Below are 22927 nucleotides of genomic sequence, written 5' to 3'. Positions count from 1 at the left end.
GTCTTCGGAACTTCTTCGTCGGCGAAGACTTCCTGCCAAAGGGGGGCGGCTTCAACTCCGATTCGCAACACCAACGGTTGTGAAGTGGCCCGGCGACCTGACTTGAGCGACTTCACCGCCAAGTGGAGTTGCCCATGTCATCCAGCCGCCTGGACCAGGCCGAACGATACCGTTTGCATGCGTTATATGAAACCGGGATGTCGATGCGGGCCATCGCCGATGCGTTGGAGCGCGCGCCCAGCACGATCAGCCGCGAACTGCGCCGCAATCAGCACGCTCGGCACTATCTGCCAGATCACGCACAGCGCATCAGCGAGCATCGGCGCACGCAGGCCAGCCGGCGTCCACGCATCGACGCTGAGCGCATCGCACAGATCGAGGTCCTGCTGAGCGAGGACTTCAGCCCGGAACAGATTGCCGGTCGCACCGGCCTGGCCAGTCACGAATGGATCTATCGGCACATCTACGCTGACCACAAGCGCGGTGGCCAGTTGTTCACGCATCTACGCAAGCGCCGCCGCAAGCGCCGTCGGCGGGGCGTGCGCGATGGCCGCGGACAGCTGACACATCGGCGCAGCTGGACACAGCGCCCCAGCGTGGTGGAGCAGCGAAGCCGCATCGGCGACTGGGAGCTGGATACCCTCCGGGCCTCACACGGAAAGGCCGTGGTGGTCAGCATGACCGAACGCCGCAGTCGCCTGCATCTGCTGGCTTACTCGCCTGACGGCACCGCCGAGAACGTGCGCAACGCCATCGTCCAGCGCCTGGGCGGCCTAGGCCACACGGTGCACACCCTCACCGCCGACAACGGCAAGGAATTCGCCGATCATCGGCTCATTGCCGCCTGCTTGCAGAGCGACTTCTATTTTGCAGATCCGTACTGCGCATGGCAGCGAGGCAGCAACGAAAATGCCAACGGATTGACGCGCCAGTACTTGCCACGACACATCGATTTCAGCACCATCACCGATGCGCACCTGCGATGGATCGAACAGCGACTCTACAATCGTCCGCGCAAGATACTCGGATTCAAAACGCCCCTCGAAGTCTTCTCCGAGGAGGTCCTCAACAGCGTTGCGAATCGGAGTTGAATCCGCCCGGGGATTTCCCACGGAAAGCGCCAGAAATGGCCAAACTCCGAAGATCCAAACGCGACTCTCCGCAACGACGCGACATTCCGCGCTCTCAGGCCGCGTTATTCAGACCTTCCCTAACGGACGCGATTCGAAAAGCCTGGTTCCAATGCGCCGCAACAGCGTGTTACCGGGCAGCTCGATGACGCGATACATCAGCCATGCCAGCAAGAAAACCACCAAGGTGATCAGCGCGGCCATGGCCGGGGTATGCGCGTGGTCGCCCAGTAATTTCATGGCGACATAGATCACCGGAATGTTCAGCAGATACATCGAAAAGCTGAACTCGCCACACATCATGATGGGCCGGTGGCCGAACAGCAGCTTGCTCAGCGGTGTATCGAAGGAGAACATGAAAACGAAGATGCCCGAGAACAACGCGCCTTCCAGATAGTTGTAGAACTCGCGCTTGCTGCCGAATTCCACCGGCAGGATGCGTGCGATGACCAGGCCGATAACGATCAGCGTCAGGCCCTGCAGCAACGCAAGCGTGCGCATGCCCTTGTCGGACCAGGCTTGATTGCGGAACAACCCGAACAGCACGCCCGAGAAGAAGTACTGCATCTTGGAGCCGACAAAGGTGCCGGGCAGTTGGTCACGGTAGGAGATCAGCAGAAAAATCGCGGTCAGCACGATTGCAAGCACGGAGGCGTTGCCTTGGTTTCTGAATTTCCACAGTGCGAACCATAGGCCCACGAAGACCGCATAGAACTGCACCTCCGGCGGAATGCTCCACAGCGCGGACACATTGCCGGAGAACAACAGGTGACGCAGCAGGTTCTGATGGGTGATCGCGTAGACGAATGATGGGTCGATCAAGTTGTAGATCAGATAGGAACCGATCACCACAAACAGATAGGCCGGGGCAATCCGCGAAAAACGCGAGATGCCGTAGCGCACCACGGAGGCGTAGTCGAATTGCTTGTGGCCGTACAGAAAGGCCATCAAGAATCCGCTCAGGGTGAAGAACACCATGACGCCCACTTCGCCCGGATACAGATGGCTACGCGAGAAGAATCCGTCTTCCGCAAGATGCGAATAGACCACCAGCAAAGCGGCCAGTCCGCGAATTCCGGTGAGCGCATCGATGCGCTGTGCGGAGCTCATCGATCGTTCCTGCTGATCGGGAGTTGCGGAAAACAGGGGTTTGCGTGGGGCATGGATGGTTTGTCTTTGGCGGCAACAGCTTGAACATCGGGCATCGATTGTCGAGTATTGAATCGACTGTAGCAACTCGGCATGCGGGCTGCGCAGCCTGTCTTGTTCTGCAGTGCTTCAACGCGTTAGCATCGAGATTCGTCTACAGCGATCTCCTCCGACACCATGACGCCACCCTGACCTGACGCATCACGCGCTCGCAGTCTCGCCAGCAATGGTTCGGCAATGTGCGTGGCGATGTGCTCGCCGGCATCGTGGTCGCGCTTGCGCTGATTCCCGAAGCCATCGCGTTTTCGATCATTGCCGGTGTCGACCCCAAGGTGGGGCTCTACGCGGCGTTCTGCTAGGTACCAGGAAAAACCGAAGGTCTTCGCAGCCAACCGAACCCGTGACTGACAACGTGGAGCGACATGAACAGTGACGACAGCCCACAAGATCAACTCATGTCGTATGGAGAGATGCACGGTTGGCGGTTGGCGGTTGGAGGTGTGGAAGTCGGGATTCTGGCTGGATACGTACGAATACCGTATTCGGCCAGTGCCAAGAAGCGGCGACAGCCCCGACGCGGACCCACCTTTTTTTGGGTGTGCCTACCGATCCGTGGACGATGCGAAAGCTGCTTGCCTTGAGACCTTCAAAGAAAATATGCGACTCGGGCATCTGAAACCCATTGTGGTGTGATTTGGTAATTGGTTTCTGGCAGTTCAAGCGGAGGCGTGACCGCAAGCGGTCACCGGCTTGGGGTGCTGCGCACCGATGCCGCGTGCCGCGTCATCGCCAGTCGGCCCTAATCCTCGCCCCTGCGCGCTCCGCTTGCAGAAGCCGCCGCGTCATATCGATTGCCTTGCCAGGCTTACGAACGCGTTTCGGTAGCTGGGCGGCCGCGAGCTCATCATCCAAAATGTATTGACGTGTCCAGTCAGCGCGGCACGACAGCGAGACGCTGACTCTTCTGTCCGATTCACCATCGATCGGCGGCCTGCGTGGCGTGACCACGCCTAGCACGATGATCGGGAAGTCCTCGCGGATCGCCGCAAGGACCGGCTCGATATCGCTATCGTTGGAGCACACAACCAGCTGCTGATAGCGCGCCGACGCAGCATCGCGATACATGGCCAGCGCCAGGTTCACATCGGTCTGTTTCTCTTCGAGCTTCCAGACCCGAACCCGGCGTGTCCGATCATACGGCTGGCCGCTGACAAACTCCGGCAGACCCACGGATGCGCCCGTAGTATAGGTTGTAGCCATCGATGTAGACGGCAGTCGCTTTGGCGATGGTCACATGGAGCTTCCTGCGGACATGAAAAAAACGCCTTGCGGCGGTTTTTTCGTCCCAAGCCGTTACCCAACTGAATGGGGCGACAGGGGAGGAGTGGTGAGGCTAGCCTAATGGATGCGCCCGGGCGATGCAACATCTGGACTACTTTGGGTTCATGTGCGGAGGAAGCCCTGCCCCACTGCGTGGAATCTTGCGTTATGTGCGCTGGCGGCCTCGCCGCGATGGTGGCCACCTGCAGGCGGCCACGAACCGCAACCTTTCGCCAACGGGCTTAATGCCCGAGAGGCCGCTACACGGCTCAAGGTGAGCAAGACGGCTCTATACGCCGCGCTGGAATCCACCAGTGCAGCCGACTCCTGACATTCCGTGCGGTTGTCCTCTGAGAATGACACATCCGCGACCAGAGGACAGTTCACCAACTCAAGGGCGGGCGACCCAAGGCGTCCAGTCGCTCTGCGTCCTCCAGGATCGCTGTTGTCGTGCGCGGCGAAATGGGCTGCGCTTCATCCAGCCCGTAGGCTTGCCGCGCAGCATCGGCGGCTAAAGCCTCACGCGTCCGTGGTGAGTACTCTTGCAGGGCTAATTCTGGTTCCCTGGGGGATAAGCAATCACACGGCCTTCCTTGCTGAAAAAGCGATCGGCGCTGTCATAGCGCAGGGTGTCAAGCTCATGGTGTTGAGCTTCATCATGGCGGTTTACGGCAACGTAATGGCGACATTCACTGTGCCGCCGGCCCCCGAGATACTGGTTACCTATCTCGCCGCTGTATCCGCTGGAGTGATGGCGATCCTAGCCGTACACGCCCCCGCTGTGGCCGGAGGCCTGCTATCAGGCTCACCATCGCTGACCGCCGGTAGCGCGGCTGGCGTCGCCATCGGTGCCGGCGCTGCTGCGATCGGCGCAGGCGTGGGTGCCGCCGCGCTGGGCCGCATGGGCGCGGCCAGTGCAGCCAAGACCATCACCGCCGCTGGGCAGATCCACGGCGCCGGCAGCGCCGCTGCCGCCAACAGCACAGGAGCTGGTGCGGCCGCACTGAGTAATCCGGGTGTGCGTGGTGGCGTAATTGCTGGGCTGATGGCCGCAAGCACCACGCCGGCCGGCCAAGCCGCAGCGGCTGGACTTCAACGTGCCGCAAGCACCCGGCTAGGCCAGGCCGCTATGAAGTTCGGGTCAGCTGCCGCCGCCAACATCGATCGCGGTGTGTCAGCTGGTGCCAGCTACGCCGCAGCCGGTGTGACCCAAGCGGGCCGAATGGCCGCTTCGCCAGTCACCAATGCCGGCGCTGCCGTGAAAGATGCCTGGTCGCAGGGCGTGACGATGGGCGGCGGTGTTTCCCCGACCGCATCGTCACCGCCTGCGCCGCCCACGCCATCGCCGGAACGGCTGGAAGCGGGCAGGCAGCGATTCAGCGACGCAGCAACGGTCGCCAAAGCAACAACCACGGCTGTGAAAGGAGCCACAACCACCAGCAGTGGCGGTAGTGGGAACCCGACGATTGCCCCCACCAACGACGAGAGCTAACACGCATGAGCAGCACCAAAGACCTACTGCAAACGCCCGTCGGCCAGCGTCCCAGCTCGGCGCCGATGTCCCCACACCACGATTCAGCGCGCAAAGGCTGGACCGACAAGTTAGAGAAATCGGAGAGCGACAAACGCGCATGGCGCTGGGCAGCGGTGGGCGGCTACGCGTTGTCGGTGCTGCTGGCTGGCGGCCTCATTGCCGTGACCAATCGGCCACCGCCGAAGCCACTCATTGCGCGCATCAACACCGATGGCGCCCCCCAGGTCGTCCTGATTAGCGCTGTGTCTCAGCTGTCGTACGCAGTTGCTGCTCTGTGAGCCTTCCCGCGCCGGCCAGGGCACTGGCCAGGCGCGGCACCATGGCGGCCAGGTTGAAGCGGCGATTGAAGCGGTAGGCATGCGCATGCAGGTAGCGCGCGCCGTATTTGGGGAAGTCCACCGCATGGTGGGTGCCGCTAAGCGCCGTTTTGAGATTGCCCAGGATCGTATTGACCCAACGCAGACGAGGCTGCTGGACGCCTTTGCGGCCGCTTCCGGTCACGATGGCATCGTGGGTCAGGCCTGCCCAGCCCACACCGGTGAACGCTGTCAGCCCATCACTGACGACATGGGTGCCCGGTGCCAGTGCCTGCTGAGCCCACGTGTGCACGACGCTTCTTCGGAAGCTGGAGACCACATCCAGGCGGAGATAGCGCGGGCGCCCTTGATGCAGGGAAACCGCTGGCGGCTTCAACTCCGATTCGCAACACCAACGGTTGTGAAGTGGCCCGGCGACCTGACTTGAGCGACTTCACCGCCAAGTGGAGTTGCCCATGTCATCCAGCCGCCTGGACCAGGCCGAACGATACCGTTTGCATGCGTTATATGAAACCGGGATGTCGATGCGGGCCATCGCCGATGCGTTGGAGCGCGCGCCCAGCACGATCAGCCGCGAACTGCGCCGCAATCAGCACGCTCGGCACTATCTGCCAGATCACGCACAGCGCATCAGCGAGCATCGGCGCACGCAGGCCAGCCGGCGTCCACGCATCGACGCTGAGCGCATCGCACAGATCGAGGTCCTGCTGAGCGAGGACTTCAGCCCGGAACAGATTGCCGGTCGCACCGGCCTGGCCAGTCACGAATGGATCTATCGGCACATCTACGCTGACCACAAGCGCGGTGGCCAGTTGTTCACGCATCTACGCAAGCGCCGCCGCAAGCGCCGTCGGCGGGGCGTGCGCGATGGCCGCGGACAGCTGACACATCGGCGCAGCTGGACACAGCGCCCCAGCGTGGTGGAGCAGCGAAGCCGCATCGGCGACTGGGAGCTGGATACCCTCCGGGCCTCACACGGAAAGGCCGTGGTGGTCAGCATGACCGAACGCCGCAGTCGCCTGCATCTGCTGGCTTACTCGCCTGACGGCACCGCCGAGAACGTGCGCAACGCCATCGTCCAGCGCCTGGGCGGCCTAGGCCACACGGTGCACACCCTCACCGCCGACAACGGCAAGGAATTCGCCGATCATCGGCTCATTGCCGCCTGCTTGCAGAGCGACTTCTATTTTGCAGATCCGTACTGCGCATGGCAGCGAGGCAGCAACGAAAATGCCAACGGATTGACGCGCCAGTACTTGCCACGACACATCGATTTCAGCACCATCACCGATGCGCACCTGCGATGGATCGAACAGCGACTCTACAATCGTCCGCGCAAGATACTCGGATTCAAAACGCCCCTCGAAGTCTTCTCCGAGGAGGTCCTCAACAGCGTTGCGAATCGGAGTTGAATCCGCCCTCGGATTCCGGGTGACTGAACAATGCGGCGAGATCCGGTCGGTGAAACTGCAGCACATAGGTGGCCAATTGCCGGCGCACACGCCCGAGGATGCCGCGCGAAGAATCCCCGTCTACTTTGCGATGGCTCAGATACCGCGCGACCGCTTCGCGCGCGGAGAGTCCCTGGTACCAGGCCCGCACGGCCGCTAGCGCGTCCGCATCTGGCAGGCCGACCAGGCGGTCGGATGCGGTCGAGTCTGAGGGGTGGCGTGTTTTCACAAACGTCAGATTATGAAGTTGGCGATGGCCATTTGATAATAAGCCTTATCTCAATAGTTCGGCATAATCTCGCCCCTTGCCCGTCGCGCAGCCCGCGCATGGCGGACTGCTCCCAACAAGAATCGCCGCACTGGATCTCTCTCGAATGTCGTCGGCCGCCGACTCGCACCGCCTGTTCATCCTCACTCCGGAAGAAGTCCATGCCCTGTACGGCCTGCCGCGCTTGACCGACGACGAGCGACAACTGTATTTCGATCTCGGCCCGCGTGAACTCGAAGCGGTCCAGGCTCGCACGCCATCGGTGGGCGCCTACCTGGCACTCGAGCTGGGCTACTTCAAGGCCAAGTGCCAGTTCTTCGTGTTCGAGCCGGCTGAGGTGGCCGAGGATCTGCGCTACCTGCTGACGAAATACTTGGCCGCATACACGCTGGATTCGATCAAGCCGCCGTCGACAACGACGCGCACCGCGATCCAACGCCGGGTACTGGAGCTGGTCGGCTTTCGGCATTGCGACGCCGTAGCGCAGCAGGCCCTGCAGGACAAGGCCGCGCGCATCGCGATGCTGTCCACTCAGCCGACGTACATCCTTCGCGAGTCGCTGCAGTACCTAACCAACGAGCACATCGTCGCGCCGAAGTACACGACCCTGCAGGACATGATCGGCCGGGTGGTGACGCACGAACGCACCCGCGTCGCCGCGTTGCTCCAGAAATCCATGCCGGCCAAGGTCGCCCGGGCACTGGACGAGTTGCTCGCGGCCGATGAGCAGATCTACCGCATCAGCGCGCTCAAACGCGAGCCCAAGGACTTCAGCCACAAGGAGCTCAAGCAGGAGGTCGAGCGCCGGCAGCGGTTCCAGCCGTTGCACGATTTCGCGCGCACGTTCCTCGTCAAGGCCGCCTTGTCCAACGACAGCGTCAAGTACTACGCGTCGCTGGTGAAGTTCTATTCGGTCTACAAACTTCAGCAAATGCCGCGCGCCAGCGCCCGGCTCTATCTGCTGTGCTTCGCCTTCCATCGGTTCCGTCAGATCAGCGACAACCTGATCGAGTCCTTCGTGCACCTGGTCGAGCACTACGAACACCAGGCCAAGCTGGCGGCCGAGGAAGCGATGAACCAGGCCATGCTCAACGCCACCGAAAACCTGCACGCGGCAGGCGACGTGCTACGACTGTTCATCGACCCCTCCATCGCGACCGATGCCCGCTTCGCAGACGTGCAGACCAAGGCGTTTGGCCTTCTCGAGCGCGAGCAGTTCCCGACGGTGGCCGACCATCTGCGCAACATCGCCTTCGACAAGATCGCCTACCAGTGGAGTCAGTACACGCAGTTGTCCCGCACGTTCAAGCTCAATCTGCGACATTTGTTCTGCGAGCTGGATTTCGGCGGACGGGTGGAGGACGCTCCGCTGCTGCAGGCCGTGACCTTCTTGCAGAAGTTGCTGCGCGCGGGCCAGTCGCCGCGCGACGTCAAACCCGAGGCCTTTCCCCGGCATCTGATCCCAAAGCACCTGCGTCTGTACCTGTACCACGAGGGCAAGGTACGCGCGAACCGGCTCGATACCGACCGCTACGAGTTCCTGGCCTACCGGCTGCTGTGCCAGGCGCTGCAGGCCGGGGATGTCTTCGTGGAGCACAGCAACGAGTTCCGCCGCTTCGAGGATGACCTGATCAGCGACGAACGCTGGGCCCAGCGCGATGCCGTGCTTGCCGAGATCGGCGTACCACTGCTGCTGGCGCCGATCGAGGACACGCTCAGCACCTTTCGCGAGGCGGTGCGCACACGCTTTGTGGACGTGAACCGGCGGATTCTCGAAGCCACCAATGAGCACATCAAGATTCGCGGCCGCGGTGAAAAGCGCCGCTGGAGTCTGATCTATCCGACGGCCAAGGAGCCGGCCAACAGCCCCTTCTATGGCCAACTCCCGGGTATCGGCATCGCCGACTTACTTTGGTTCGTTGCCGGGGGCACCGGATTCCTCAACAGCTTCACCCACGTGCTCGAGCGCTACGTCAAGCAGGCGCCAGACGCCCGGCAGATCTTGGCCTGCGTCGTCGCGCTGGGCACCAACATGGGTCTGTTGAAAATGGCTGAGGTGTCGGGCATCAGCTTCGCATCGTTGCAGGGGACCGCGCGCAACTACCTGCGGCTGGAAACCTTGCGTGCGGCCAACGACGCCATCAGCAACGCCACCGCGAAGCTGCCGGTTTTCCATCTGTACAACATCGGCGACAAGCTGCACTCCAGCAGCGACGGTCAGCGCTTCGAAACGCAGATCAACACCTTCAATGCCCGGCATTCGCCGAAGTATTTCGGGCTACAAAAGGGCGTGAGCGCATGCACGCTGGTGGCCAACCATCTGCCGATCAATGCACGCATCATCGGCACGCAGGAACATGAAAGCCACTACGTGTTCGACCTACTGCACAACAACACCTCGGACATCAAGCCGGAGCGCCATTCCACGGACACGCATGGCACCAACCAGGTGAACTTCTGGACCCTGCGGGTCTACGGCTACGGGTTTGCACCGCGCTACCGCGACCTGTACAAGAAGGCGATGACGCTGGTGGGCTTCGATAGCCCGAGCTCCTACGGTGACGAGATGCTGATTCGGCCGTCCCGCAAAGTCAGCGAGGAGCTCATCATCAAGGAGTGGCCCAACATCCTGCGCATCATGGCGTCGCTGGCGCAGAAGGACGTGACGCAGGCCACCATCGTGCGCAAGCTCAGCAGCTACTTGCGGCAAAACCAGACCAAGCGTGCCTTGTGGGAGCTCGAAGACATTTGCCGAACGCTCTACATCCTCGACTTCATCGACGACGTGGACCTGAGGCAGGCCGTGCAGAAGGCGCTGAACCGAGGCGAGGCCTACCACCGGTTTCGCCGGGCGGTGGCCTACGTCAACGGCGGCGCGTTCCGCGTGAAGACCGAGGCCGAGCAGCAACTTTGGAACGAGTGCTCGCGGTTTATCGCCAATGCCGTGATCTTCTACAACACGGCCCTGCTGTCCAAGGTCTACGAACAGAAGTTGGCCGCAGGCGACCAGGCCGCCATCAACGCGTTGCGTGGCATCTCGCCCGTCGCCTGGCAGCACGTGAACCTGTTCGGCAACTTCGAGTTCAGCGATGCGCAAACGAAAGTCGACCTCGACGCCCTGGCTGCGCTCTTTGCCGAAGCGGCCTACTGGAGCCGAGCGTTCACGGAGGGACCGTCACAGGCCTAGCGCGGCAGATTTTCCATTTTAAATCAATCGCTTACAGCCGACTTTGATTTTTTGGGGGATCGACAGAAATAGCCAGGTTGATTTCGGCGACCACATCGGCGTAGTCGCTGCGCAGCGTGCGCACGATCTGCGCCACGCTGTCGTAGCAGGCGCCGTCGCCGGCATGGCCGCCATCGGTGTTGCCGGCGTAGACCTCGGCGCAGTTGACCTCGTTGAAGAACACCTTGCCGCCGTACTTCTGCGCCGCGCCGCGCATCTGCCCCAGGTACAGGTCCATCCAGTAACCGGTGTCGTGGTGGAACGGGTAGTAGTGGAAGCTGATGCGGTCGAAATCGAAGCCGGAGGCCTTGGCCATGTCCAGGAACCACAGCGAGCCGCGGCGGTCGCCGGGGCAACGCGCGTTCGCCGAATGGTCGTCGCTGTTGCAGGCGGTGATGTTGATGGTGAATTCCAGGCCGGCGCCGAGGTCGTCGGAGGCGTGTTTCATGCCGCGGTACATCGCGGTCATCGCATCGATGCGCGCCTGCGCGCCGTCGCGGCTGTAGTCCTGCTCGTTGCCGATCTCCCACAGCGTGATGCCGGCGGCGTAGCGCCGTGCCAACTGGTAGCCGCTCTCGCGCGACATCGGGTACACCATCGGCCGCAAGGCGATGCGGTAGTGCCGCGACAGCGCCACCAGCCGATCGAGCACGGCGAAGTTGCGCGGGTCCACGTCGACGCGGTCGCTGCGCAGATTGCGCTGGTCGAGCAGCTTGAACACGGCTTCGGCCTGGCTCAGCGGATAGGCCGGGCGGTCGTCGTGGCCGTTGACCCCGAACACGATGGCCGCTGCGGCGGCGCTGCGCTCGGCGGCGCCGGCGGGCAGGGCGGCGGCGAGGGCGAGCGACAGGAGCAGCAGAGGGGCGGGCAAGCGGGGCATGGCGCGTCTCCTGGCAGGGCCGGCGCGCGTTGTGGCGACGGGCGGCGGCGCAGGCGCACGCGAGTCGGTCGAGCCTAGCAAGCGGCAGTTGCGTTCTGCGCGCAGCGGCTGGGCGTGTTGCACCACAGATCGCGACACTGGTGGCGGTCGGTGCCCTCGGCCAGGGTCGCATGTCCAGGGCGCTGCCGCTGGCCATTGTGCGGACAGCTACGGTCCTGGGTGGACGCAGGGAGCGCAGCCTGGCCGGCAGCCGGTGTCCACGGATGACAGCGGCAATGGCTTGGCCGGGAAACGAAACAGGGGCCTTGCGGCCCCTGTTTTCTTGCACCCGGCAGGCTGGCTCAGTTGGCCATTTCCGAGTTGGACTGCCCGGTGGAAGCAGACTTCTCGCCGGCGAACGGGTTCAGTTTGCGGATCATCCACGGGTACTTCGGCCAATGCCCGGTCAGCCACGGATGCTTGGGGTCGTTGAGTTCCAGCACCCGGCGCGCATCGTCGGCCAGCGGCTTGTTGCCCAGGTGGGTATAGGCATCGGCCAGCACCGCCACCGCGTCGTACTGGTAGGCGCTCTGCGGATAGGTTTCCAGCAGGTAGTTGGCGCGGCCGGCGGCCGACACCCAGGCGTTGCGGCGCAGGTAGTACAGCGCGTTGTCCAGCTCGTGCTGGGCGAACACGTTGCGCAGCGCGATCATGCGCTGGCGCGCGTCGGCGGCGTAGCGGCTGTTCGGATAGCGCTCGGCGACGATGTTGAAGTCGGCGTAGGCCTGCTGCGGCGTGGACAGGTCGCGGCGGCTCGGGTCCAGCGACCACACCCGGCGCAGGAACACGGTGTCGCGGTTGGAGTTGGACAGCCCGCGCAGGTAGTACATGTAGGCGATGTTGCGGTGGGTCGGGTAGGTGCGGATGAAGCGGTCGATGCTGGACACCGCGTCGTCGTGCTTGCCGGCCTTGTACTGGGCGTAGGCGGATTCGATCATCGCCTGCTCGGTGTACTGGCCGTACGGGTACTGCGCGATCAGGCGCTTGAAGCTGCCCTCGGCGCCGGCCCAGTTGCTGGTCTGCATCTGCGTGTGCGCCTTCTGGTACAACTGGTCCACAGGCATCCCTTCCTCGGGATTCTTGTTCTTCTGGCGGTGGCAACCCGTCGCCACGACGACCATGACCAGCATCAGGGCGATGAAACGGACGTGCGCGGAGAGCGGGACGGAGCGTCGGATCATGGGTTCGGGCAGGACACGTCAGGAATACGAAGGGGCGATGATAGCCTAGTGGCCTGTCCGGCGACTGACTATGGCCGCCGCGACCCTCCCTTTCCGACCCAGCCGTGCCCTTTCCATGCCCAATACCCTCCCGGACACCCCCGAGGACGCCATCTCCGACGGCCCGCGCCAGGCGCGCGTGCCCGACCACGCCGCCGGCCGCCGCTTCGACGCGGTGCTGGCAGAGCTGTTTCCCGAATTTTCGCGCTCGCGCCTGGCCGAATGGATCAAGTCCGGCGACGCGCTGCTGGACGGCGCCCCGGCGCGGCCGCGCGACGCCCTGCGCGGCGGCGAGATCGCCAGCCTGCACGTTGTACTGGAGACCCAGACGCACGCGCTGCCCGAGGACATCCCGCTGGAAGTGCTGTACGAGGACGACCAGGTCATCGTGCTGAACAAGCCGGCCGGGCTGGTGGTGCATCCGGGCGCCGGCAACCCCACGGGCACCCTGGTCAACGCCCTGCTGTACCGCGATCCGTCGCTGGCGGCGCTGCCGCGTGCGGGCATCGTGCACCGGCTGGACAAGGACACCAGCGGCGCGATGGTGGTGGCGCGGACTCTGCCGGCGCACACCTCGCTGGTGGCGCAGCTGTCGGCGCGCGACGTACACCGCCAGTACCTGGCGGTGGTGGCCGGGCCGCTGGTCTCCGGCGGCACCGCCACTGCGCCGATCGACCGCCACCCGCGCGACCGCCTGCGCATGGCGGTGCGCGAGGACGGCCGCGATGCGGTCACCCATTACCGGCTGCGCGAGCGGTTCCGCGCGCACACCGCGCTGGAGTGCCGCCTGGAGACCGGGCGCACCCACCAGATCCGCGTGCACATGGCGCACCTGAAGCACCCGATCATCGGCGATCCGCTGTACGGCGGCGCGCTGAAGCTGCCCAAGGGCGCGACCGATGAGCTGATCGCCGAATTGCGCGGCTTCAAGCGCCAGGCGCTGCATGCCGAGACGCTGGAATTCAAGCATCCGCTGACTGGCGAGCCGGTGCGCTCCACTGCCGCGGTGCCGGCCGACCTGCTGCGCCTGCTCGCCGCGCTGCGCGTCGATTCGCGGCTGGCCGCCGAGCAGGCGCGGCGCTGAGCATGGCGACGGCGGGCGAGGGCAGGCCTGGCGCCTTGCATCCATTCCCGAGCGGACCTGCCAGGGAATGGACGACATGGCTTGGGGGGCCGTTGCAGGCGGCGCGGCCACGCAGTGGTTTCCGATACGCGCGCGCGGTCGCCGCCGGGAGCGCGACGCTGCGCCTGGTTGCGGCGATCGCCGGCGCTGCCCCATCCCGGGCCGCACGCGCATGACCGACTTCGCCCTCGCCGCCGACTGGCCGGCATCGCCGCGGGTACGCGCGCTGACCACGCTGCGCGATGGCGCCGGCGCCTCGCTGCCGCCGTTCGACCGGTTCAACCTGGGCAACCGCAGCGCGGCCGACGGCGACGATGCGGCCACGGTGCAGCGCAACCGCGACGAACTGGCCGCGCGCCTGGCGCTGCCGTCGCCGCCGCACTGGCTGCGGCAGGTGCACGGGGTGCAGGTGCTGCGCTTGGAGCAGCCGCCGGCCGCAGTCGGCATCGACGCCGAGCCGACCGCCGATGCCGCGGTCACCGCGGTGCCCGGGGTGGTGCTGGCGATCCTGACCGCCGACTGCCTGCCGGTGGTGTTCGCCGCCCGCGACGGCAGCGAAGTCGGGGCCGCGCATGCCGGCTGGCAAGGCCTGGCCGGCGGCGTGCTGGAAGCCACCGTCGCCGCCCTGCGCACGCCGCCGGCGCAGCTGCAGGCCTGGCTGGGCCCGGCCGCGGGGTCGCAGGCGTACGAGATCGGCGAGAACGTGCGCGATGCCTTCCTGGGCCACGATCCGGCCGCGGCCAGCGCCTTCGTGGCGACCCGCCGCGGCCACTGGCGGGTGGACCTGTATGCGCTGGCACGACAGCGCCTGGCCGCGGCGGGGATCGACCCGGCGCAGGTGCACGGCGGCGGCCTGTGCACGATCTCCGACGCGCAGCGCTTCTTTTCCTATCGCCGCGACCGCCGCAGCGGGCGCATGGCGACGCTGGCGTGGATCGCGGACTGAGCGCGCCGCTGTTCGCGTAGCGGCTGTGGCCTGCGTTCGCGCAGCAGCTGCCGCCGCCGCCTTGCCGGTCGAAGTGACTTTGAGCGCCGCTGCGCAGGGCGAGCGCTGACCGCGCCGTTCCGGCGCGCATGCGCTGCCGTCGCGGCTGTGGCTGCAGCACGCACGGCAGGGCGTACGTCCGTCGCCGCGGCTGGCGATCGCGCAGTGCGCCGGCTCAGCCGGCGCCGCGCACCAACCGGGTGACCTTGCCGTCGCCGGGTTGCGCACGGGCCGGTTCGATCCGGAACACCGCCACCGCGGTGGCCAGGCCGCCGGCCTGTTCCTCCATGCTGCGTGCCGCGGCGGTGGCTTCTTCCACCAGCGCGGCGTTGCGCTGGGTCACTTCGTCCAGCTGCATCACCGTGCGGTTGACCTGCTCGATGCCGCTGGATTGCTCGGCGCTGGCGGCGCTGATTTCGCCGATCAGGCCGGTCACGCGCTGCACCGAGCCGACGATTTCGTGCATGGTGGCGCCGGCGCGGTTCACCAGTCCCGAACCCAGCGTCACCTTGTGCGTGGAGTCCTCGATCAGGTGCTTGATCTCCTTGGCCGCGTCCGCCGAACGCTGCGCCAGCGAGCGCACTTCCGAGGCGACCACGGCGAAACCGCGGCCCTGCTCGCCGGCGCGCGCCGCTTCCACCGCGGCGTTGAGCGCCAGGATGTTGGTCTGGAACGCGATCCCGTCGATGACGCTGATGATCTCGCCGATCCGCCGCGACGAGGTGCTGATCGCGCTCATCGTGGCGACCACCTCGTCCATCACCTTGCCGCCGGACTGGGCGATCTCGCCGGTGCTGTGCACCAGGCCGTTGGCCTGCTGCGCGTTCTCGGCATTCTGCTTCACTGCCGAGGTCAGTTCCTCCATCGAACTGGCGGCTTCCTCCAGGCTCGCCGCCTGCTGCTCGGTGCGGTCGGACAGGTCGGTGTTGCCGGCGGCGATTTCCATCGCCGCGCGGCGGATCGCCTCGACCGCGCCCTGGATGCCGACGATGATCTCGGTCAGCCTGGCCACGGTGCGGTTGGTGTCCTCGCGCAGCCGCGCGAACACGCCCTGCGCGTCGCCGTCGATGCGATGGGTGAGATCGCCTTCGGCCAGCGCGGCCAGCGCGCTGGCCAGCGCCGCCAGGTTGCTCTCCACCGAATCGGAGATGCGGTTGACGCCTTCGGCCAGCGCCTTGAGCACGCCGTCCATCGACGCGGTATCGAGGCGGCGGCTGAAATCGCCATGCGCGGCGGCCTCGATCACCGTGGTCAGCGCCTGCTCGGCATTGACCTGCGCGGTCACCTCCTCCCACTGCGCGATGGTGCCCAGGCGCACGCCGTCGGCGCTGGTGATCGGGCTGTAGACGAAGTCGATCTGGCGGCCGAAGAACGGCGCGCGCACGCGCTTGGAACCGGTCAGCGCGCGCATGCGGTCGATCGCCGCCTGGCTGTCCGGATAGATGTCGCCGATGCTGCCGCCGACGAACTGCTCGGCGCGGAATTCGGGGCGGAAGCTCTGCACGTCCGGCTCGATCGCGCGCAGCATCTGCAGCAGCTTGCGGTTGGCGAAGTGCACGCGGCCGTCGTCGTCGGCGATGCGGACCATGGTGTCCAGGTCGTCCAGCGCCTGCAGCACGAAGCGGCCGCGGCGCAGTTCGGCCTCGGTCTCGGCCTGGCGTGCGGCCAGCCGCGCCTGCGCCGTCTGTAGCGCGCGCAGCAGCGCGGGGTCGGCCGCGTCGCCGGCGCTATCGAGGCGTTGTTCGAAGCGGCCTTCGCCCAGCGCCTGCAGTGCCTGCAGGACGCGCTGCGATGGCGCGGCGCGGCGTGTGCCGGCCCAGCACAGCGCCGCCGCCAGCAGCGCTGCGGCGATCAGTGCCGGCGTCAGCCGCACCAGGGCCGGGCCGTTCGGGCCGAGCTGGCGGCCAAGATGCAGCGCGTACAGCGCCATCGCCAACAGGCCCAGCGCGTAGGCCAGCGCGACCAGCAAGGCACGCGGATGCAGGCGGGCGCCAGCGGCAGAACGAAGGGGTGGGGCGTCGGGCAAGGTCATGGCGGCTACCGGCTGGGAAGCATCGCGCAGTCCATTCGCGTCGACGGATGCTTCGTGAATGTGCTCCCCAGTATCGGCCTGCCGCTTCGCCGACTTGACCCCGGTGCCGACCGTTCGTCGGAAAACGCTAGCTGAATGGGCAGGCTAGGCTGCTGAAAACCCAGCTTTTTTTGTTGCGGCGCAATAAGCCGCGCGGCGCCGGCGGCACTTAGCCCCGTGGGCGGGTGCGGCCGTCGCCAGCGCCAGCGCCAGCTGCGGCTGCCTGCAGACACCAGACCGGCCGTCTTGCGACGGCCGGCCGGGGGTGGAGCGGAGCCAGCAGGCGGGCGTTATTTCGCCGGCGCGGCGTCTGGCAGGGTCCAGGCGATCACGCTGTCGCCGAGCTTGGTCTCCATGCGGTCGTGGCCGCCGATCGCCGCGACGATGTACTGCTTGCCGTTCACCGTATAGCTCAGCGGCGCGGCCTGCGGGCCGGCCGGCACCCGCACTTCCCACAGCAGCTTGCCGGTCTGGGTGTCGTAGCCGCGCAGGAAGTCGTCCAGCGCCGCGCCGATGAAGGTGACGCCGCCGGCAGTGGCCAGCGAGCCGCTGTTGTTCGGCGTGCCCAGCTCGAACTTCATCTTCGACGGAATGCCCATCGGACCCTGGTCGTAGCCGGTGCCGAGCGGACGCCGCCAGATCACCTGCTGGGTGCGCAGGTCCACGCCGGAGAGATAGCCCCACGGCGGGGCGATGCATGGCGTGTTCAGCGGCGACATCCATGGTTCCTTGCGCGCACCGTAGGCCAGGCCTTCCTGCGCCATGTAGCCGGGCGTCCTGCTCTTGCCGTTGAACACCGAGACCACGCCCAGTGCGTTCATCTCCTGACGCGGATACACGTGTTCGGTATACGGCAGGCGGTTGCTGTTCATCACCATGATGCCGCGCTGCAGGTCCACCGACACGCCGCCCCAGTTGATGCCGCCGTGGTTGCCGGTGAACGACAGCGAGCCGCCCAGGCTGGGCGGGGTGAACATGCCGTCGTAGCGCAGCTGCTTGAACTGGATGCGACAGGCCAGCTGGTCGAACGGGGTGATGCCCCAGGCGTCGGATTCGACGATGGTCTCGTAGCCCTTGCTCGGCGCGCCGACGGTGTTGGGCATGCCCGGCGACACCGGCTGGGTCTTGGCGGTCCAGTCGCCGTGGTCGGTGCCCTGCGGCACCGGCAGTTGCTGCACCGGCATGATCGGCTTGCCGGTCTCGCGGTCGAGCACGAACACCTGGCCGGACTTGGTGGCCTGGATCACCGCCGGGCGCGTGCCGCCGCCGGGCACCGGGAAATCGACCAGGTTCGGCTGCGGGCCGATGTCGTAGTCCCACAGGTCGTGGTTGACCGTGCGGAAGTGCCAGCGCTCCTTGCCCGTGGCCGCATCCACCGCGACCAGCGAGGCGGTGTATTGCTCTTCCTGCGGGGTGCGGCCCTTGCCGAAGAAGTCGCCGGAGGCATTGCCGGTGGGCAGGTAGACCAGGCCCAGTTCGTCGTCGGCGGCCATCAGCGACCACACGTTCGGGGTCGAACGGGTATAGGTCTGCCCGGCCGGCGGCGCGGCGGCGATCGCCGGGTTGCCCAGGTCCCAGGCCCAGCGCAGCTGGCCGCTGACCGCGTCGAAGGCGCGCACCACGCCGGACGGCGCATCGCGTTCCTGGCCGTCGCGGACCTGGCCGGTGGGCTGGATCACCACGCCGCGCATCACCACCGGCGGCGAGGTCGGGCCGACGAAGCCGGGCTTGGTGTTGCCGGTGTCCTTGTTCAGATCCACATAGCCGTGGTCGCCGAAGCTCTGGCACAGCTTGCCGGTGGCGGCGTCGAGCGCGCCCAGGCGGCCATCGACCATCGGCCAGAAGATGCGCTTGGCGCAGTCGGCGACCGGGGTGGTGGCCTCGAAGTAGGACACGCCGCGGCAGGTGGTGGCGGCGACGCCGGCCATCGCCTTGGGGTTGGTCTTGGGATCGAAGCGCCAGCGTTCCTTGCCGGTCGTGGCCTCGACCGCGATCACCTTCTGTGTGGGGGTGCAGATGTAGACCAGGTCGCCGACCTTCAGCGGAGTGTTCTGGAACGCATAGCCGAGTTTGGAGCCGGCGGGCTTGAGGTCGCCGGTATGGAATTCCCAGGCGATCTTCAGGTCCTTGACGTTGTCGGGCGTGATCTGCGCGCCGGGGCTGTAGTGGTTGGACAGGTTGGACCCGGCGTAGGCGGTCCAGTTGCCGGCGTCGTGGTTGGCGGCGACGTTGCCGTCGGGGCTGTTCACCGTGGCGCGGCTGAACGCGGCCTGCGGCCGTTGCGCGGCCAGTGCCGGATCGGCCAGTTCGACGGTGCGCGGGAAGAACAGCGGCACGAACACCAGCAGCGCGCCGAGGACCGGCAGCACGCCGCTGACCAGCGCGTAGCCCAGCCCGGACAGCGGCGCCAGGCGCCGGCGTGCCACCTTCCAGAACGGCAACAGCAGCAGGCCGAGCACCGAGATCATCGCCAGGCGCGGGATCAGCGCCCAGCCGTCGAGGCCGACTTCGGCCAGCGCCCAGGCGATGGTCGCGGCCAGGGTCAGGCCGAACAGCCACAGCCCGGCGCGGCGGCCCAGTGCCAGCAGCGCGCCGGACACGACCAGCGCCAGGCCGGCCAGCAGGTAGTACCAGGAGCCGCCGACGGCGACGAGGCGGCCGCCCATCGCGGCCAGGGCGGCGCCGATCAGGGCGATGAGCACGGCATAGGCGACGAACAGCCAGGTGCCGGGTCCGTGTTTCGGGGAATGAGCGGTCATGGTGAGGGTCTGCAGAAGATCCGGCGGCGCCACGCTGGCGCAGGCAGATCGTGGAGGGGATCGAGCGCTGGTTCGGCTGCATCGGCGGCGACCTGGCGCTCAACGCGCACGCCGCGCGCCCCTCCCAGGGTGTCGATGCGCGGCGTATGGGCGGCGATTTTAAAGGAATCGGCGTGCGCGCTCCGTGACCGCGCGGAAACCTGCGTTCTGCGTGCGATGGCGCGCCTGCCGCGACCGGCAACGGCCGCGGCAGGCGCGGATCAGCGCCGCTCCAGCGCCTGCAGGTAGCGCTGCCGCCACACGCCGATATCGTTCTTGCGCAGATGTTCCATCATCGTCTGCCAGCGTTCGATGCGTTTGGCCTTGGACAGCGAGGCGGCGGTGGCGATCGCATCGGCCACGCCGTCCAGGTCGTGCGGATTGACCAGCAGCGCTTCCTTCAGCTCGTCGGCGGCGCCGGCCAGCAGCGACAGCACCAGCACGCCCGGATTCTCCGGGTCCTGCGCGGCCACGTATTCCTTGGCCACCAGGTTCATACCGTCGCGCAGCGGCGTCACCAGGCCGACCTGGGCGGCGCGGTAGAAACCGGTCAGGGTGGCGTGGGTGAAGTTGCGGTTGACGTAGCGCAGCGGCGTCCAGTCCGGCTCGGCGTGGCCGCCGTTGATGTGTCCGGCGATCTGTTCGAGCTGGTTGCGCAGTTGCTTGTATTCGGTGACCTCGCCGCGCGAGACCGGCGCGATCTGCAGATAGGTGAGGCTGCCGCGCTGGTCCGGATGCCGTTCCAGGTAACGCTCGAAACCGAGGAAGCGTTCGGGCAAACCCTTGGAGTAGTCCAGCCGGTCCACGCCGATCGCCAGCTGGCGCTCGCGCAGGCTGCTGCGCAGGTCGCGCACCGCCGGCTTGGTCACCGCCGCGCGCGCCTGCTGCGCGATCAGTTCGGTGTCGATGCCGATCGGGAATTTCTCGGCGCGGAAGCGGCGCCCGCCGGGCGCTTCCAGCACGCCGGCCTTGATCACCTTGCCGCCGCCGAACAGGCGCACGTAGGCCTGGAAGCGGTCCACGTCGCGCTGGGTCTGGAAGCCGACCAGGTCGTAGGCGTAGAAGCCGGAGAACAGCCGCGCATGGTCGGGCAGTGCCTGGATCAGGTCGGCCGACGGGAACGGCACGTGCAGGAAGAAACCGATCTTGCAGCCGATGCCGCGCTCGCGTAGCAGCGAGGCCAGCGGGATCAGGTGGTAGTCGTGGATCCACACCGTGTCGTCTTCGCGCAGCAGCGGCGCCAGCTTCTCGGCGAACATCGCGTTGACCCGGCGGTAGCCTTCGCGGGTGGCGCGGTCGTAGTCGACCAGATCCAGGCGGAAGTGCAGCAGCGGCCACAGCGTGCGGTTGGCGAAGCCGTTGTAGTAGGCGTCCAGGTCGGCGCGGTTGAGGTCCATGGTGACGAAGCGGATGTCGCCCTGGGTCTGTTCGTGCAGCGCGCCGCTGTCGCCGCGCACGGTCTTGCCGCTCCAGCCGAACCACACCCCACCGCGTTCCTTCAACGCGGCGAGCAAGCCCACCGCCAGGCCGCCGGCGCGGTTCTCGCCGGGCAAGGCCACGCGGTTGGATACCACGACCAGTCTGCTCATGATGCCTCCTGCCAGCTGCGCGACAATCGCATCGCGGCGATGATCAGGCCGACGTGCGAATAGGTTTGCGGGAAATTGCCCCAGGCTTCGCCACCGTCGAAGGCCAGGTCCTCCGACAGCAGGCCCAGGTGATTGCGGCGCGCGAGGATGCGCTCGAACAACTCGCGCGCCTCGTCCTTGCGCCCGATCGCGGCGAGCGCGTCGATGTACCAGAACGTGCAGATGGTGAAGCTGGTCTCCGGCGCGCCGAAATCGTCCGGCGCCACGTAGCGGTACAGCGCGTCGCCATGCTTGAGCTCGCGGCCGATCGCCTCGACCGTGGCGACGAAGCGCGGGTCGTCCGGGGCGATGAAGCCGATGTCGGCCAGCAACAGCAGCGAGGCGTCCAGGCGGTGGCCGTTGAAGGTGTCGGTGAAGTGGCCGCGCTCGGCGCTCCACGACTCGGCCAGCACCCGCGCATGGATGGTATCGGCGCGCTCGCGCCAGTACGCCACGCGCGCGTCCAGGCCCAGCCGCGCGGCGATCTTGGCCAGGCGGTCGCAGGCGGCCCAGCACATCGCGCTGGTGTAGGTGTGCACCTCGGCGCGGCCGCGAAATTCCCACAGCCCGGCGTCGGGCACGTCGTGCAGCGCGAACGCATGCTCGCCCAGCGGCTCCAGGCGCAGGAAGGTGTCCTTGTCGCCGGGATCCTTCAGGCGCAAGTCGAAGAACAGCTGGGTGGAGGCCAGCACCACGCTGCCGTACACGTCGTGCTGCTTCTGGATCCAGGCCAGGTTGCCGCGCCGCACCGGGCCCATGCCGCGGTAGCCGGCCAGCGACGGCACTTCGTGTTCTTCCAGCGCCGCTTCGAAGCCGATGCCGTACAGCGGCTGCAGGCTGCCGTCGGTGGTGGCGATGTTGAAGATGTAGCCGAGGAACTGCTCCATGGTGCGGGTGGCGCCGAGCCGGTTCAGCGCGCGCACCACGAACGCGGCGTCGCGCAGCCAGCAATAGCGGTAGTCCCAGTTGCGCGGGGTGTCCGGCGCTTCGGGGATGGAGGTGGTCATCGCCGCGATGATCGCGCCGCTGTCCTCGTACTGGCACAGCTTCAGGGTGATCGCGCTGCGGATCACCGCGTCCTGCCAGTCCAGCGGCACCGACAGGTAGCGCACCCATTCGCGCCAGTATTCCTCGGTGCGTTCCTGCGCTTCCTGGATGTAGCCGGTCAGCGAGCGGGTCAGCGATTCGTCCACGCCGAGCATCAGGTTGACCGGGTGGCTGAGCACGAACGGCAGTTCGTCGCGGATGAAGCGCACCGGCACGTCGGTGGTCAGGCGCAGGGTGAAATCCGGCAGCAGCCAGCGCACGTGGTTGCTGCCCCAGGTGCTTTCCGGCTTGCGCGCGCCCCAGTCGGCCAGCGGCCGCGCCAGTACGCGGATGCGCGGGTTGCCGGCCAGCGGCCGCACCTGGCGGATGATGCTGACCGGCCGGTAGAAGCGGCCGTGATTGCGCCAGCGCGGCGCGAAGTCGATCACTTCCACCGCACCGCCGTGCGCGTCGCGCAGCACGGTGCGCAGGATCGCGGTATTGGCCAGGTAGTGCTGCTCGCTGTCGGCGAAATCCTCCAGCTCGATGCTGAAATCGCCGCCGTCGTGGTCGCGCGGCGACAGCAGCGCGCAGAACGCCGGGTCGCCATCGAAGGCGGGCAGGCAACTCCACACCACGCGCGCCTGCTTGTCGACCAGCGCGCCGAAACTGCCGTTGCCGATCACGCCGAGGTCGAGATTGGGGGGACTCATGGAGGAAGCGGATCCTTGTGCACGGTCGGGGAGGGGACGAAGCAGGGCG

General features: G+C 66.4%; 16 protein-coding genes and 5 pseudogenes. 10 read left to right on the top strand and 11 right to left on the bottom strand.

Translation table 11 applies throughout. From position 1 onward, the window contains the following. Nucleotides 1-134: 134 nt before the first annotated feature. Entirely contained in the window at nucleotides 135-1091 is a 957-nt protein-coding gene (locus KHF85_RS14700) for an IS30 family transposase (RefSeq protein WP_009597007.1), read from the top strand. 108 nt (nucleotides 1092-1199) lie between these two features. On the opposite strand, the gene KHF85_RS14695 is transcribed toward KHF85_RS14700, so the two are convergent. After that, the gene (locus KHF85_RS14695; RefSeq protein WP_074059012.1) at nucleotides 1200-2240 is read right to left on the bottom strand and encodes an acyltransferase family protein; all 1041 of its coding nucleotides are present in this window, start codon (nucleotides 2238-2240) and stop codon (nucleotides 1200-1202) included. A 239-nt stretch (nucleotides 2241-2479) separates the two neighbouring features. Here KHF85_RS14695 and KHF85_RS14690 point away from each other — a divergent pair. Next, a pseudogene (locus KHF85_RS14690) lies at nucleotides 2480-2635 on the top strand (SulP family inorganic anion transporter); the annotation flags it as partial. 427 nt (nucleotides 2636-3062) lie between these two features. On the opposite strand, the gene KHF85_RS14685 reads toward KHF85_RS14690, so the two are convergent. After that, on the bottom strand, nucleotides 3063-3539 hold the full coding sequence (locus KHF85_RS14685) for an NYN domain-containing protein (protein ID WP_284567226.1): 477 nt from the start codon (nucleotides 3537-3539) through the stop codon (nucleotides 3063-3065). Between the two features lie 292 nt (nucleotides 3540-3831). Here KHF85_RS14685 and KHF85_RS14680 point away from each other — a divergent pair. Next, nucleotides 3832-3930 (top strand): annotated as a pseudogene (locus KHF85_RS14680) (recombinase family protein); the annotation flags it as partial. Between the two features lie 52 nt (nucleotides 3931-3982). Here the strand turns inward: KHF85_RS14680 and KHF85_RS14675 are convergent. Further along, nucleotides 3983-4147, bottom strand: a pseudogene (locus tag KHF85_RS14675) (XopE/AvrPphe family type III secretion system effector); the annotation flags it as partial. On the opposite strand from KHF85_RS14675, the gene KHF85_RS14670 reads away from it, so the two are divergent. Beyond that, nucleotides 4129-5091, top strand: coding sequence for a type IV secretion system protein (locus KHF85_RS14670; protein WP_345782165.1), 963 nt, complete (start codon nucleotides 4129-4131; stop codon nucleotides 5089-5091). The pseudogene KHF85_RS14675 and the gene KHF85_RS14670 overlap by 19 nt on opposite strands. Nucleotides 5092-5096: 5 nt before the next feature. Continuing rightward, entirely contained in the window at nucleotides 5097-5411 is a 315-nt protein-coding gene (locus KHF85_RS14665; RefSeq protein ID WP_284567224.1) for a VirB8/TrbF family protein, read from the top strand. Here the strand turns inward: KHF85_RS14665 and KHF85_RS14660 are convergent. Then, a pseudogene (locus KHF85_RS14660) lies at nucleotides 5368-5814 on the bottom strand (transposase); the annotation flags it as partial. The gene KHF85_RS14665 and the pseudogene KHF85_RS14660 overlap by 44 nt on opposite strands. A 91-nt stretch (nucleotides 5815-5905) precedes the next feature. Between KHF85_RS14660 and KHF85_RS14655 the strand changes: the two are divergent. Next, a complete protein-coding gene (locus KHF85_RS14655; protein WP_009597007.1) occupies nucleotides 5906-6862 on the top strand; it encodes an IS30 family transposase in 957 nt (318 codons plus the stop codon). On the opposite strand, the gene KHF85_RS14650 is transcribed toward KHF85_RS14655, so the two are convergent. Next, nucleotides 6837-7130, bottom strand: a complete 294-nt coding sequence (locus KHF85_RS14650) for a hypothetical protein (RefSeq protein ID WP_284567223.1) — start codon at nucleotides 7128-7130, stop codon at nucleotides 6837-6839. The two genes, KHF85_RS14655 and KHF85_RS14650, sit on opposite strands and share 26 nt — an antisense overlap. A 145-nt stretch (nucleotides 7131-7275) precedes the next feature. On the opposite strand from KHF85_RS14650, the gene KHF85_RS14645 reads away from it, so the two are divergent. Then, a complete protein-coding gene (locus KHF85_RS14645; RefSeq protein WP_009602002.1) occupies nucleotides 7276-10356 on the top strand; it encodes a Tn3 family transposase in 3081 nt (1026 codons plus the stop codon). Nucleotides 10357-10429: 73 nt separating this feature from the next. Here KHF85_RS14645 and KHF85_RS14640 read toward each other — a convergent pair. After that, nucleotides 10430-11275, bottom strand: a pseudogene (locus KHF85_RS14640) (hypothetical protein); the annotation flags it as partial. A gap of 341 nt (nucleotides 11276-11616) precedes the next feature. Further along, entirely contained in the window at nucleotides 11617-12495 is an 879-nt protein-coding gene (locus KHF85_RS14635; protein WP_064538199.1) for an outer membrane protein assembly factor BamD, read from the bottom strand. A gap of 115 nt (nucleotides 12496-12610) precedes the next feature. Here KHF85_RS14635 and rluD point away from each other — a divergent pair, with 115 nt between their 5' ends. Then, nucleotides 12611-13618 (top strand): 23S rRNA pseudouridine(1911/1915/1917) synthase RluD, encoded by a 1008-nt coding sequence (gene rluD, locus KHF85_RS14630; RefSeq protein WP_284567222.1) that lies wholly within the window; start codon nucleotides 12611-12613, stop codon nucleotides 13616-13618. Nucleotides 13619-13829: 211 nt separating this feature from the next. After that, the gene (gene pgeF, locus KHF85_RS14625) at nucleotides 13830-14603 is read left to right on the top strand and encodes a peptidoglycan editing factor PgeF (RefSeq protein ID WP_284567221.1); all 774 of its coding nucleotides are present in this window, start codon (nucleotides 13830-13832) and stop codon (nucleotides 14601-14603) included. 214 nt (nucleotides 14604-14817) lie between these two features. On the opposite strand, the gene KHF85_RS14620 is transcribed toward pgeF, so the two are convergent. Further along, complete coding sequence (locus tag KHF85_RS14620; protein WP_284567220.1) at nucleotides 14818-16674, bottom strand: methyl-accepting chemotaxis protein; 1857 nt, start codon at nucleotides 16672-16674, stop codon at nucleotides 14818-14820. 329 nt (nucleotides 16675-17003) lie between these two features. Beyond that, nucleotides 17004-19433 (bottom strand): membrane-bound PQQ-dependent dehydrogenase, glucose/quinate/shikimate family, encoded by a 2430-nt coding sequence (locus KHF85_RS14615; RefSeq protein WP_284569564.1) that lies wholly within the window; start codon nucleotides 19431-19433, stop codon nucleotides 17004-17006. A gap of 89 nt (nucleotides 19434-19522) precedes the next feature. Between KHF85_RS14615 and KHF85_RS14610 the strand changes: the two genes are divergently transcribed. After that, nucleotides 19523-19660 (top strand): hypothetical protein, encoded by a 138-nt coding sequence (locus tag KHF85_RS14610; RefSeq protein WP_155741901.1) that lies wholly within the window; start codon nucleotides 19523-19525, stop codon nucleotides 19658-19660. A gap of 72 nt (nucleotides 19661-19732) precedes the next feature. On the opposite strand, the gene otsA is transcribed toward KHF85_RS14610, so the two are convergent. Next, the gene (otsA, locus tag KHF85_RS14605; RefSeq protein ID WP_053833749.1) at nucleotides 19733-21100 is read right to left on the bottom strand and encodes an alpha,alpha-trehalose-phosphate synthase (UDP-forming); all 1368 of its coding nucleotides are present in this window, start codon (nucleotides 21098-21100) and stop codon (nucleotides 19733-19735) included. Beyond that, nucleotides 21097-22878, bottom strand: coding sequence for a glycoside hydrolase family 15 protein (locus KHF85_RS14600; RefSeq protein ID WP_284567219.1), 1782 nt, complete (start codon nucleotides 22876-22878; stop codon nucleotides 21097-21099). Before KHF85_RS14600 ends, otsA begins: the two co-directional genes overlap by 4 nt. Nucleotides 22879-22927: the final 49 nt, after the last annotated feature.

It is taken from the genome of Xanthomonas graminis pv. graminis, assembly GCF_030168915.1.
Taxonomy (GTDB): domain Bacteria; phylum Pseudomonadota; class Gammaproteobacteria; order Xanthomonadales; family Xanthomonadaceae; genus Xanthomonas_A; species Xanthomonas_A translucens.
The sequence above is the reverse complement of the archived record's forward strand: the minus strand, read 5'-3'. Positions and strand labels throughout refer to the sequence as shown.